Below are 12,980 nucleotides of genomic sequence, written 5' to 3'. Positions count from 1 at the left end.
TGAAGGAGTCATCGCTTGTGCGATGACTTCTTTTTTTCAAAACGAGAGGGATCTATGAATAAAAATCTGAAAAAAATGATGACTTATTATCGGCCATATCGGAAGATATTCTGGGCGGATATGCTTTTTGCCATACTTGATGCGGCGGTAGCTTTATCGATACCATTGATCATTCGTTATATTACATCGAAGGTTGTCTTTATGGAACCGGATCAGGCTTTGCATAAAATCATAATGCTCGGAATTGCGATGGTTCTTATGGTGGCAGTTGGATGTTACAGTAAATTTTTTATATGCAATTACGGGCATGTTATGGGTGCAAAAATCGAATATGATATGAGAGCGGAGATTTTTGGACATTTTCAGAAGCTGTCTTTTTCCTTTTATGATGAGGAAAAAGTGGGACAGCTCATGTCAAGAATTACATCGGATCTGTTCGATATCAGTGAGCTGATGCATCATGGTCCGGAAAATATTGTAATTTCTATGCTGAAAATCTTAGGTGCATTTGTGATTTTATTAAATATCAGTCCGAGACTTACGGTTGCAGCATTTCTGATGATTCCGTTTATGATCGTTTACGCGTATTTTGTGAACAGGCATATGCGAAAAGCATTTCGACAGAACCGGATTAAAATCGCGGAGATCAATGCACAGATCGAAGATAATCTGTCTGGAATCCGTGTTGTAAAATCTTTTGCAAATGAAGATATTGAACAAAAGAAATTCCGTGTCGGGAATGAAGGATTTCTCAATGCAAAAAGAAACAGCTATCACTATATGGGAGCTTTTCAGGCTGGGCTTGGAAGCTTTACCACTCTGATCCAGGTGTGTGTGATCGTTGCAGGAACTTATTTTATAACGCAGGGCAGCGTGGATGTAAATGACCTGATTACATTTATTTTGTATATATCGGTTTTTACAGATCCGATCCGGACATTGATTGATTTTACAGAGCAGTTCCAGAATGGATACAGTGGATTTGAAAGATTTATGGAAATTATGTCGATAGAGCCGGATATCGAGGACTCAGAAGATGCGATCGAAGCCCCTGTGTTAAAAGGAGATATTTGTTTTAAGGACGTTTCGTTTGCCTATAACGACAGTACTCCGGAAGTGTTAAGTCATGTTTCCCTGAATGTGCCGGCAGGATCGTATATGGCGCTTGTGGGATCTTCCGGAGCTGGAAAAACAACGCTTTGTTCTCTGATTCCAAGATTTTATGAGGTGACATCGGGCGAGATTACCATTGATGGAATTGATATCCGGAAAATGACACTGAAAAGTTTAAGAAACCAGATAGGAATCGTTCAGCAGGATGTATATCTGTTTGCAGGCTCTGTTTATGAAAATATATTATACGGAAAACCGGATGCAACAGAGGAAGAGGTCTATCAGGCTGCAAAGAATGCAAATGCACATGAGTTTATCATGAGCCTTCCGGAAGGATATCAGACGGACATCGGACAGAGGGGTATTAAACTTTCCGGAGGACAGAAGCAGCGTTTGTCGATTGCGAGAGTATTTTTGAAAAATCCGCCAATATTGATTTTTGATGAGGCAACGTCTGCGCTTGACAATGAAAGCGAGCGTGTTGTACAGGAGTCGTTGGAACATCTGGCAAAGAATCGTACAACATTTGTCATTGCGCACAGACTTTCAACGATTCGCAATGCAGAAAAAATACTTGTACTGACCGAAGACGGAATTGCGGAGCAGGGAACTCATGAAGGACTGCTTGCAAACGGCGGAATTTATGAGAAACTGTATCACATGCATGATTAATATTTGCAATCTTTTTAAAATGCGAGTATTATATATCAGATGGGATGAAATACCCAAAGGATATTTGAAATGGAATTTCCAGAAAAAGGAGCGATTAAAATGACAAAAATTGACATTATTTCAGGCTTTCTTGGTGCAGGTAAAACAACTTTCATTAAGAAAATGATAGAAGAAGCCTTTACAGGTGAGCAGGTAGTTTTGATTGAAAATGAGTTTGGTGAAGTCGGAATTGACGGCGGATTTTTAAAGGATTCCGGAATCCAGATCACAGAAATGAACTCCGGATGCATCTGCTGTTCACTGGTAGGTGATTTTGGAAAGAATCTGAATGAGGTAATTACCAAATATCATCCGGATCGTATTCTGATCGAGCCATCCGGAGTTGGAAAACTGTCAGATGTAATGAAATCAGTTATCGATATTGAAAAAGAACAGGATGTAAAACTGAACGGACTGGTTACGGTTGTAAATGCGTTAAAAGCCAGCAAGCAGATGAAAGCATTTGGTGAATTCTTTAACAATCAGATTGAGTGTGCAACGACAGTTATTTTAAGCAGAAGCCAGAATGCAACACCGGAGCAGCTGGAGTTTTGCGTAAAACAGATTCAGGCATTGAATCCAAAGGCTGCAATTATCACAACTGACTGGAATGCAATAAACGGAAAACAGATTCTGAAGGTTATGGAGGGACAGGATTCTCTTGAGATGAAACTTCTTGCGGATCAGATGCATAAACAGGAAGAGGAAGAACATGAACATGAGCATCATCATGATCATGACCATGAAGAACATGAGCATGGTGAGAACTGCACCTGCGGATGTCATGACCATGACCATCATCATCACCATCATGCAGATGATGTATTTACAAGCTGGGGCAAAGAGACTCCTCATAAATATGAGAAATCAAAGATTGAAGAAATCTTAAAGACTTTCCGCGATACAGAAGATTATGGCACGATTCTCCGTGCAAAAGGAATGGTAGAGAGCACAGATGGTACCTGGATCTACTTTGATATGGTTGAAGGAGAATACGAGCTGCGTGAAGGTGAACCGGATTATACGGGAAGACTTTGTGTAATCGGAACCAATATTGATGCACACAGATTAGAAGAATTATTTGAGATAGCCTAGAAAAGTGAAAAGGAGTAAGTATGGCACAGGAGATACCAGTTTATTTATTTACCGGTTTTATGGACAGCGGTAAAACAACATTAGTGAATGAAACCCTGTTTGAAAATGATTTCGCTGAGGGCGGCAAAGGTATTATTATAATGTGCGAAGACGGCGATGTGGAATATGATCTTGAGAAATTGAAAACGGTCAATTTTCAGGTTGTTACCATTGATTCAGAGGAAGAATTTACAGAAGAAAAGATGAAAGAAATCAATCTTCAGTACCTTCCGGAGCAGGTCTTTATTGAGTACAACGGCACATGGGGAATGGACAAGATTCTGGAGATGAACCTTCCGAAGGACTGGATCATTGTACAGTCGCTTGCAACCGTGGATTCAACGACATTTGAGATGTATATGAATAATATGCGTGCAATGATGCAGGAGCAGGTGTTCTCATCCGACGTTGTAATTTTTAACCGTACCGATGATAATACAGACAGAGGAAAATTCCGTCGTCTGATCAAGACAATCAACCGTAAGGCTCAGATTGTATATGAAAGAAAAGACGGTACGATCGATGAACGTCCGGAGGAACTTCCATTTGATATCAATCAGGATATCATCGAATTATCGGATGCAGATTATGCAATCTGGTACATGGATGCTATGGATAATTACAAAAAATACGATGGTAAGAAAGTAAAATTCCGTGCACTGGTATACAACCCGGATAAATTAAAAAAAGGAATTTTTGTACCGGGGCGTTTTGCAATGACCTGTTGTATAGAAGATGTAACCTTTATCGGATTTAAGTGTAAATATGATAAGGAAAATGAAATTCCGCATAAGTCATGGATCGATATCACAGCAGAAATCAGAGTAGAATTTGCACGTGAGTATAAAGGAAAAGGACCGGTGCTTTATCCGATCTCAATTGAACCGGCAGAGAAGCCGGAAGATGAACTTGTATACTTCACGTAGTATAATATAAGTTTCAGTTATAATAACGATTCAATTTTGCTGACTTGACAAAGATACTTTAATGAGATAAAGTGTTGTCATGTTCAAGCAGAAAAGACCATTTCAGGACTGCCTTGAAATGGTCTTTTTAGATTTAAGGAGGTCTGTTTATGAAAAAGAAAGTAGTAGCAACAATAATGATGGCAGTTCTGGCGGCATCGTCCGTAGTTGGATGCGGTGCATCGAACGGGGATGAGAAGGACAGTTCTGCAGGAAGTGATAAAGTATATAAAGTAGGAATTGTACAATACGTGGATGACGCGTCCTTAAATCAGATTGAAGCTGCAATTGAAAAAGAACTTGATGCAAAGGGAAAAGAGCTCGGAGTTACCTTTGACTATGGTGATTATGTCAACAATGGTCAGGCGGATTCGACGGTACTTGGACAGATCGCAACGGATCTGGTAGCCGATGACGTAGATGTGATTATTCCAATTGCGACTCCGGCGGCTATGATTATGCAGAATGCGACAGAGGATAATCAGATTCCGGTTGTTTTTTCTGCTGTATCCGATCCGGTATCCGCAGGTCTGGTAGACAGTATGGATGCTCCGGGAGCCAATATTACCGGAACTTCTGATGCACTGGATACAGAAGCAGTTATGAAGCTTATGATGGCAGCAAATCCGGATACAAAGAAAGTTGGACTTTTATATAATAAGAGTCAGGATTCATCACTCAAAGCAATTGAAGAAGCCAAAGATTTCTGCGATAAAAATAATCTGGAGTATGTTGAAAAAACAGGTACAACCAATGATGAGATTATGCTTGCAGCGGATGCACTTGTATCAGAAAAGGTAGATGCCGTGTTTACTCCGACAGATAATACCGTCCAGGTTGCTGAGATCTCTATTTTTGAGAAATTTGCAGATGCAAAGATTCCGCATTATGCAGGAGCAGACAGCTTTGCATTAAATGGAGCTTTCTGTGGCTATGGAGTCAACTATGAAGAGCTTGGAACCAAAACAGCAGATATGGTTGTTGATGTACTTGTAAATGGAAAGAAACCGGCGGAGATGCCAGTACAGACTTTGGATAATGGTATCGCAACCGTGAATACAGAAACAGCAGAAGCAGTCGGACTTGATTATTCTGTATTTAAAGACATGTGCGAAGAATTAAAGACAACAACTACCAAAAAAGAATTTGAATAAGTAATGAGGAAATGGCTATGGGGTCAATTTTTACAGTTTCAATATTGCAGAGTGCACTTGAACTGGGCTGCATTTATGCACTGGTTGCACTTGCATTATTTATATCGTTTACAATTTTAAATATTGCGGATCTGTCTACAGATGGATGTTTTACATTAGGCTGTGCAGTATGTGCAATGGTAACTCTGGCAGGACATCCGGTGCTTGGACTTCTGGCTGCAACCGCTGCCGGAATATGTTCCGGATTTGTGACCGCGTTTTTACAGACCAGAATGGGTGTTGAGTCAATTCTGGCAGGTATTATTGTAAATACCGGTCTGTATACGATTAATATTGCGGTAATGGGATTTGCATCGAATGTAAATCTTTTCAGTTGTAATACGATCTTTACGATTGCCAGGGAAAAGCTCGGTGGAACCTGGTATAAGCTTGCAGTGATCTTAATCATTGTTCTGGTGATTGGTGCACTGGTAGCGTTATTTTTAAATACGAAGCTTGGACTTTCCATCCGTGCAACAGGAGATAATGTTGATATGGTGCGGGCGTCCAGCATTAATCCGGCATTTACGATTACCGTAGGTCTTTGCGTGGCAAATGCACTGACCGGCCTGTCTGGCGGAATTCTTGCACAGTATCAGAGATCCTGTGATATTAACCTTGGAACTGGTATGGTGACAATTGCTCTTGCTTCATTGATTATCGGAGAGACACTCATTGGAAAAGGGTCGATGTTCAAGCGGATCATTGGTGTAATTCTCGGAAGCTGCCTGTACCGTTTTATCGTTGCGGTTGCTTTGCGTCTGAATGTGCCGGCAGAAAGCCTGAAACTGGTGTCTGCGGTAATCGTTGCGATTGCGATTGCTTTCCCATATCTGAAAAAGAAAGCAGTTTTTGAGAAGAATAAAAGAAAAATCATGGCGGAACGAAGAAAAACGGCATCCGGAAGGGAGGAGAAATAATGCTTGTTTTAGATCATATTTCAAAAACCTTTAACCCGGGAACGGTAAATGAAAAAAGTGCGCTCAGGGATGTTTCCTTAAGTCTGGAGGATGGAGATTTTGCAACCATAGTTGGAAGCAACGGTGCTGGAAAATCTACCATGTTCAACGCAATTACAGGAGCTTTTTACGTAGATCAGGGAAGCGTGATTCTGGATGGAGAAGACATAACCTTCGAAAAAGAGTATGTAAGGAGCAAGGTGATCGGTCATCTGTTTCAGGATCCGTTAAAAGGAACCGCGCCACATATGACGATCGAAGAAAATATGGCACTTGCATATTTGCGGGCTTCGACAGCAAATCATGCATATTTCAGCAGAATTTCTGCATCTGATAAAAAGAAGTTCCGTGAACAGCTTGCCTGTCTGGACATGGGACTCGAAGACCGGATGAAACAGCCGGTAGGATTGCTTTCCGGAGGACAGAGACAGGCGCTGACGCTTCTGATGGCAACGATGGTGACGCCGAAGATCTTACTGCTGGATGAACATACAGCGGCTTTGGACCCTGCAACGGCAGAGAAAGTTTTAAAACTGACAAGACAGATTGTTGCAGAACGGAAGATTACATGTCTTATGGTAACGCATAATATGCATCAGGCATTGGAGCTTGGAAACCGGACATTGATGATGCATGCCGGACATATTGTATTCGATGTTCAGGGCGAACAGCGGAATAAAATGACAGTAGAGGATCTTCTGGAGCAGTTTTCCCTGCATGCAGGAAGTGATTTGGACAATGATCGTATTCTTTTGTCGAAGGATGAGAATTAGACATTGCTATTTTTGATAAAATTTATTAATATGTTTATAGTGTTGATTAAAGTACTGAAAAAGAGTGTTTAACTAGGAGGAATAAAATGTATCCAATCGTTAGAAAAGAACAACTGGCTGATCAGATCATCCTGATGGATATCAAAGCGCCACGCGTTGCAAAATCCTGTCTTCCGGGACAGTTTATTATTGCCAAGGTAGATGAGGTAGGTGAGAGAATTCCGCTTACTATCTGTGATTATGACAGAGAGAAGGAGACTGTAACCATCGTCGTTCAGACGATTGGAGCTGGAACCAAGAGAATGATGTCTCTGAATGTTGGAGACGAACTGGAAGATTTTGTCGGACCATTAGGCTGTGCTTCGGAATTATGCATGGAAGAGAACCTTGAGGAAACGAAGAAGAAAAAGATCGTATTCATCGCAGGAGGGCTTGGAACTGCACCGGTTTATCCGCAGGTGAAATGGTTACATGAGCATGGAATTGATGCAGATGTGATCATGGGATCCAGAACAAAAGATTTACTGTTCTATATTGATGAGATGAAAGCGGTAGCAGGAAATGTTTATGTAACAACAGATGACGGAAGCTATGGGTTCCATGGTATGGGAACCAACCAGCTGGAAGAACTTGTAAATGAGGGAAAACATTACGATGTCTGTGTTGCAATCGGACCAATGATCATGATGAAATTTGTCTGCCTGTTAACAAAGAAGCTTGAGATTCCTACTGTTGTTTCCATGAACCCGATCATGGTAGACGGAACCGGAATGTGTGGAGCCTGCCGACTGGTAGTTGATGGCAAGGTGAAATTTGCCTGTGTTGACGGACCTGAGTTTGACGGACATCTTGTAGATTTTGATCAGGCAATGAAACGTCAGCAGCAGTATAAGACACAGGAAGGAAGAGCAAAGCTTGCTTATGAGGAAGGTGCTACACATCATGGTGGATGTGGACACTGCAACGGTTAGAATCATAGATTATTGGAGGAAACGATGGACGTATTAACAAGAATACCAGTTCGCGAGCAGGAACCTCAGGTTCGCGCAAAGAATTTTGAAGAAGTATGTTATGGATATAATGAAGAAGAGGCAGTCGCAGAGGCAGGACGTTGTCTGAATTGTAAAAATGCACAGTGCATGAAGGGATGTCCGGTTTCAATTAACATTCCTGGATTCATTGCAAAAGTAAAGGAAAGAGATTTTGAAGGTGCATATCAGGTAATCTCTGAGTCTTCCGCACTTCCGGCTGTATGTGGACGTGTATGCCCTCAGGAGAGCCAGTGTGAAGGAAAATGTATCCGTGGATTTAAAGGTGATCCGGTTGCAATCGGAAAACTTGAGCGTTTTGTGGCAGACTGGGCAAGAGAGCATGGAATCAGACCTAAGATGGCTGACAAACTGAATGGACATAAAGTTGCTGTAATCGGTTCCGGTCCTGCAGGACTTACCTGTGCCGGAGACCTTGCAAAATTAGGTTATGATGTAACTATTTTTGAGGCATTACATAAAGCCGGAGGCGTATTAAGCTATGGTATTCCGGAATTTCGACTTCCAAAGGACAAAGTCGTGGCAGCAGAGGTTGAAAATGTGAAGTCTCTGGGTGTTAAAATCGAGACGAACGTGGTAATCGGTAAGTCTGTTACCATCGATGAACTTATGGAAAATGAGGGATTTGAAGCTGTATTTATCGGTTCCGGAGCAGGTCTTCCACGATTCATGGGAATCCCGGGAGAGCAGGCAAACGGTGTATTTTCTGCAAATGAATTCCTTACAAGAAATAACCTGATGAAGGCATTTGAAGAAGGCTATGAGACTCCAATCGCTGAAGGAAAGAAAGTTGTTGTAGTCGGTGGTGGTAATGTTGCTATGGATGCAGCCAGAACAGCACTTCGACTTGGCGCTGAAGTGCACATCGTATACCGCCGTGGAGAAGAAGAACTTCCAGCACGTAAAGAGGAAGTTCATCATGCAAAAGAAGAGGGAATTATCTTTGATCTTCTTCAGAATCCAACAGAAATCCTGGTAGACGAGAACGGATGGGTAAAAGGCATCCGCATTATTAAGATGGAACTTGGTGAGCCGGATGCTTCCGGAAGAAGAAGCCCGATCGAAATTCCAGGTTCAGAATACGAGATGGAGTGTGATACCGTGATCATGTCACTTGGTACTTCTCCAAACCCGCTTATTTCTTCTACAACAATCGGACTTGATGTCAATAAGAGAAAATGCATTGTTGCGACAGAAGAGACCGGTGCAACATCAAAAGAAGGCGTATATGCCGGTGGTGATGCGGTAACCGGTGCAGCGACTGTTATCCTTGCTATGGGCGCAGGAAAAGCTGCTGCAAAAGGAATTGATGAATTCCTTTCCAATAAATAAGAAATATTTGAATGCCTCCGGGAAGTGTTCCCGGAGGCATTTTTGCATGATGCGCAGGAAAATCAAAAACTTTTATGAAATCGACAAAGAAAGTAACGACAAAAAACAAAAAACAAGTATAATGAAAATAGAATGATACAAAATAAAAATGCGAAAGATGTTGCGTTAGATTGCGAAATACATAACAGGAGTGTGGAACGATGGAGGGTGAAAAGAAAAAAGCATATTTGGAAGAAGAATTTATCGTAGATCCCAAACGTGGACTGGATGAGAGTCAGGTACAGCAAAGATATGCAGAGCATGCAGTGAATTATCACGTGGATTCATCGACAAAATCCACAGCAGATATCATAAAGAGTAATATTTTTACGTATTTTAACATGATATTTCTGATTCTTGGAATTCTTCTTACGGTTGTGGGGGCATGGCGAGATATGCTCTTTTTGCTGATTATTGTCGCCAATACTGCAATTGGAATCGTTCAGGAGCTTCATTCCAAAAAGGTATTGGATGATCTGTCCATTCTGAATGCACCAAAAACAATTGCTATCAGAAATGGAATAGAAGAAGAACTTCCGTCGGACAGACTTGTTCTGGACGATATTATTATTTTATCCGCTGGAAGTCAGATCCCGGCAGATGCGGTTGTCGTAGATGGGGAGATCCAGGTAAATGAATCGCTGATCACAGGCGAAGCGGATGAAATAACCAAAAAAGAATCGGATAAGCTGATGTCAGGAAGTTACGTTGTTTCCGGAGAAGCACGTGCAAGACTGGAACAGGTTGGAGAGAATTCCTATATATCCCGCCTGACAATCCAGGCGACGAAAACAAAAGAAGGCGAGCAGTCAGAGATGATCCGTTCGCTCAATAATCTGATCATGGTAATGGGAATCATTATACTTCCGATTGGAATTGCACTTTTTGTCCAGTCTTATATTTATAATGAGGAATCCTTGTATACGAGTATTACAAGTATGGTAGCTGCTGTGATCGGGATGATTCCGGAGGGACTCTATCTGCTGGCAAGTGTTGCGATGGCGGTCAGTGCAGTAAGGCTTGCAAAGCAGGAGGTACTGATCCATGATATGAAGTGTATTGAGACGCTGGCAAGGGTTAATGTGCTCTGTGTAGATAAGACAGGTACGATTACCGAGCCTGGAATGACGGTATATCATTATGAATCCCTGGATCCGGAAGGCGAAGAAAAAACAAAAACACTTGTAGCGGATTTCGCACAGAATATGCCCGTGGATAATGAAACAATGCGCGCTATGCAGGAGTATTTTAAAGAGTCATCCGGACAGAAAGCAAAAGAGATTTTTTCTTTTTCTTCAGAAACGAAATTTTCCGGTGCAGTATTGGGGGAAAAATCATATGTTCTGGGAGCTCCGGAATGGATATTGAGAGATGATTATGCGGCATATGAAAGCCGGATTGAGAATTACAGTATGCAGGGATATCGTGTGCTGGTGTTTGCGGAATATGATGGAAAGCTACAAAAGGCACCTTTGACACAGAAAGCAGTTCCAATTGCACTTATTATGTTAGCGAATCCGATTCGAAAAGGTGCAAAAGAAACATTTTCTTATTTTGCAAAGCGTGGAGTGGAAGTTAAGGTTATTTCCGGAGATAATCCGGTCACAGTATCTGCGATTGCAAAAGAGGCAGGAATCGCTCATGCGGAGCGCTATGTGGATGCATCGATGCTCAAGACAAAAGGAGATTACCAGAAGGCGGTACAAAGATATACGGTGTTCGGAAGGGTAACGCCAAGTCAGAAACGGATTCTGGTCCAGGCTTTAAAAAATGAAAGAAAGACAGTTGCAATGACCGGAGACGGTGTAAATGATGTGCTTGCATTAAAGGATGCTGACTGCAGTATCGCAATGGCTTCCGGAAGTGATGCGGCATCGCAGGTGGCACAGCTGGTGCTTTTGGATTCTGATTTTTCAAGAATGCCATCGGTTGTTATGGAAGGAAGAAGAGTTGTAAATAACATTGAGAGAACAGCATCGCTATATATTGTTAAGAATATTTTTTCCATGCTTTTAGCTGTGTTTTCTGTCATCCTTTTACTGGAATATCCGCTGGAGCCTTCACAGGTATCTTTGATCAGTATGTTTACCATTGGAATTCCATCGTTTGTTCTGGCGTTAGAACCAAACAAAAACCGGATACAGGGCCATTTTATGACCAATGTGTTACTAAGGGCGTTACCGGCAGGTCTGACAGATTTTATCGTGGTAAGCGGTCTTGTGCTGTTTTGCAGGGAGTTTGGGGTAGATACGGATTGTCTTTCCACGTCATGCACGATACTTGTCGCCATTGTCGGATTTATGATTCTTTATCGTATTGCACAGCCAATGAATAAGGCACATATCATTATGATGATCGGAGTGATTGCAGGATGGCTGTATTGTATGCTGTTTATCAGCCATTTGTTTGCAATAACCGGAATATCCAAACAATGTGCGATGTTAATGGTTGTGTTTGCAATTATCACAGAACCGGTATTACGGTATCTGAGTCTGGCGGTGGAAACAATTCGCAGTAAACTGAAACGGTTTTTATAGACGGAGAAGACATTCCGCCAGCCGGTCGTTGTCTTCCGGTTTCATAAAACAGAAACGGATATATTGTTCATCCAGAAATGGAAATGTCGAACAGTCGCGTATCATCATTTTTTCGCGGATTGCCCGGTCAAAAAGTTCAGACGCAGAAAGAGACTGGTCTAAAATGCGAAGAAGCATAAAATTCCCGTATGGACGATATGGTTTAAAGCGCTCACTGGATGCAAAAAGATGATAGAGGCGTTCCCGTTCTCCGGAAATCAGAGATCGGGTTGCATCGATATAGGATTGATCCCTGAACATCATTTCTCCGGCAATTACGGCAAGAGAGTTGATCGTCCAGGGATTTTTTCTAGTATTGATCTGATGGAGCAGATCATGGTTTCCGGTGATCGCATATCCGAGCCGAAGACCGGGAGCAGCAAAAAACTTGGAGGTTCCTCTTAAAATGACAAGGTTATTATAATCGTTGGTTAAGGATACGGAGGAGATTTCCGAAACATCCGGTGCAAATTCAACGTAGGTCTCATCTACCATGACGTAGATTCCGTGAATTTTACAGTTGTCAAGGATCTTACGCATATCGTTCTGGCAGATACAGGTCGAAGTTGGGTTATTTGGATTACACAGGATTAAAAGATCGGTATCCTGATCCAGATGGGAAATAAAGTCATCGACATCAAGAACAAAATCATTGGATTCTTTGAGGGGGTAATAATGTGTTGTGCCTCCATCCAACATGATCTCACGTTCATATTCTGAATATGTCGGACCGAGAATCAGTGCCTTTTTTGGGTGTCTGATCTGGATGAACAGGGAGATCAGTTCGGTCGATCCGTTTCCGACAACAATATTTTCATAGTCACATCCGCAATATGCAGCCATGCTTTTTCGAAGAGAAGTATATTCCCTGTCAGGATAGCTGGTAATTGCATCGATGTGTTCTGCAAGTTCCGTTCTTAAAAGAGGCGAAATACCGAGCGGATTTACATTGGCGGAAAAGCTGACAATTTCTTCCTTCCGGATTCCGTAAATTTGTTCGATTTTTTCAAGATCACTGCCGTGAAAATGGTCTTTGTGCTTTAGCATTATCTTTCCTTTCATGTTGCAACGCTTCCGTAAATAGTTTATAATTCATTATAGTCTATATTGAGGAAAAAGCAATAAACAAGAAGAAA

The 12,980-nt window shown here is 41.7% G+C and carries 10 protein-coding genes; 9 read left to right on the top strand and 1 reads right to left on the bottom strand.

The window, feature by feature from the left end:
- The first annotated feature begins 54 nt into the window (after positions 1-54).
- The 9 genes from FYJ75_RS06015 to FYJ75_RS05975 all read left to right on the top strand — a co-directional run bounded on the left by FYJ75_RS06015 (position 55) and on the right by FYJ75_RS05975 (position 11,805).
- Positions 55-1,785, top strand: a complete 1,731-nt coding sequence (locus FYJ75_RS06015; RefSeq protein WP_154429561.1) for an ABC transporter ATP-binding protein — start codon at positions 55-57, stop codon at positions 1,783-1,785.
- 99 nt (positions 1,786-1,884) lie between these two features.
- Positions 1,885-2,919 carry a CobW family GTP-binding protein gene (locus FYJ75_RS06010; protein ID WP_154429560.1) on the top strand — a complete coding sequence of 345 codons (1,035 nt, stop codon included), beginning with the start codon at positions 1,885-1,887 and terminating at the stop codon, positions 2,917-2,919.
- A 20-nt stretch (positions 2,920-2,939) separates the two neighbouring features.
- Positions 2,940-3,884 carry a TIGR03943 family putative permease subunit gene (locus tag FYJ75_RS06005; RefSeq protein WP_154429559.1) on the top strand — a complete coding sequence of 315 codons (945 nt, stop codon included), beginning with the start codon at positions 2,940-2,942 and terminating at the stop codon, positions 3,882-3,884.
- 149 nt (positions 3,885-4,033) lie between these two features.
- Positions 4,034-5,077 carry an ABC transporter substrate-binding protein gene (locus FYJ75_RS06000; RefSeq protein ID WP_154429558.1) on the top strand — a complete coding sequence of 348 codons (1,044 nt, stop codon included), beginning with the start codon at positions 4,034-4,036 and terminating at the stop codon, positions 5,075-5,077.
- Positions 5,078-5,094: 17 nt separating this feature from the next.
- Positions 5,095-6,036, top strand: coding sequence for an ABC transporter permease (locus FYJ75_RS05995; protein ID WP_154429557.1), 942 nt, complete (start codon positions 5,095-5,097; stop codon positions 6,034-6,036).
- Positions 6,036-6,848 carry an ABC transporter ATP-binding protein gene (locus FYJ75_RS05990; RefSeq protein WP_154429556.1) on the top strand — a complete coding sequence of 271 codons (813 nt, stop codon included), beginning with the start codon at positions 6,036-6,038 and terminating at the stop codon, positions 6,846-6,848. The genes FYJ75_RS05995 and FYJ75_RS05990 overlap by 1 nt, the downstream gene beginning before the upstream one ends.
- Positions 6,849-6,934: 86 nt before the next feature.
- Positions 6,935-7,819 (top strand): sulfide/dihydroorotate dehydrogenase-like FAD/NAD-binding protein, encoded by an 885-nt coding sequence (locus FYJ75_RS05985; protein ID WP_154429555.1) that lies wholly within the window; start codon positions 6,935-6,937, stop codon positions 7,817-7,819.
- A 24-nt stretch (positions 7,820-7,843) separates the two neighbouring features.
- Positions 7,844-9,229, top strand: coding sequence for an NADPH-dependent glutamate synthase (gltA, locus tag FYJ75_RS05980; RefSeq protein WP_154429554.1), 1,386 nt, complete (start codon positions 7,844-7,846; stop codon positions 9,227-9,229).
- A gap of 200 nt (positions 9,230-9,429) precedes the next feature.
- Complete coding sequence (locus FYJ75_RS05975; RefSeq protein WP_154429553.1) at positions 9,430-11,805, top strand: cation-translocating P-type ATPase; 2,376 nt, start codon at positions 9,430-9,432, stop codon at positions 11,803-11,805.
- On the opposite strand, the gene FYJ75_RS05970 is transcribed toward FYJ75_RS05975, so the two are convergent.
- Complete coding sequence (locus tag FYJ75_RS05970; protein ID WP_154429600.1) at positions 11,800-12,891, bottom strand: pyridoxal phosphate-dependent aminotransferase; 1,092 nt, start codon at positions 12,889-12,891, stop codon at positions 11,800-11,802. The two genes, FYJ75_RS05975 and FYJ75_RS05970, sit on opposite strands and share 6 nt — an antisense overlap.
- Positions 12,892-12,980: the final 89 nt, after the last annotated feature.

This window comes from Roseburia porci (assembly GCF_009695765.1).
GTDB lineage: Bacteria > Bacillota > Clostridia > Lachnospirales > Lachnospiraceae > Roseburia > Roseburia porci.
Note: the sequence above shows the minus strand (reverse complement) of the source record. Positions and strands in the feature narration are given on the sequence as shown.

Coding starts and splice junctions, on each gene's coding strand:
- FYJ75_RS06015 (WP_154429561.1), top strand. CDS start 55: ATGAATAAAAATCTGAAAAAAATGATGACTTATTATCGGCCATATCGG.
- FYJ75_RS06010 (WP_154429560.1), top strand. CDS start 1,885: ATGACAAAAATTGACATTATTTCAGGCTTTCTTGGTGCAGGTAAAACA.
- FYJ75_RS05995 (WP_154429557.1), top strand. CDS start 5,095: ATGGGGTCAATTTTTACAGTTTCAATATTGCAGAGTGCACTTGAACTG.
- FYJ75_RS05970 (WP_154429600.1), bottom strand. CDS start 12,891: ATGCTAAAGCACAAAGACCATTTTCACGGCAGTGATCTTGAAAAAATC.
- FYJ75_RS06005 (WP_154429559.1), top strand. CDS start 2,940: ATGGCACAGGAGATACCAGTTTATTTATTTACCGGTTTTATGGACAGC.
- FYJ75_RS05990 (WP_154429556.1), top strand. CDS start 6,036: ATGCTTGTTTTAGATCATATTTCAAAAACCTTTAACCCGGGAACGGTA.
- gltA (WP_154429554.1), top strand. CDS start 7,844: ATGGACGTATTAACAAGAATACCAGTTCGCGAGCAGGAACCTCAGGTT.
- FYJ75_RS05985 (WP_154429555.1), top strand. CDS start 6,935: ATGTATCCAATCGTTAGAAAAGAACAACTGGCTGATCAGATCATCCTG.
- FYJ75_RS05975 (WP_154429553.1), top strand. CDS start 9,430: ATGGAGGGTGAAAAGAAAAAAGCATATTTGGAAGAAGAATTTATCGTA.
- FYJ75_RS06000 (WP_154429558.1), top strand. CDS start 4,034: ATGAAAAAGAAAGTAGTAGCAACAATAATGATGGCAGTTCTGGCGGCA.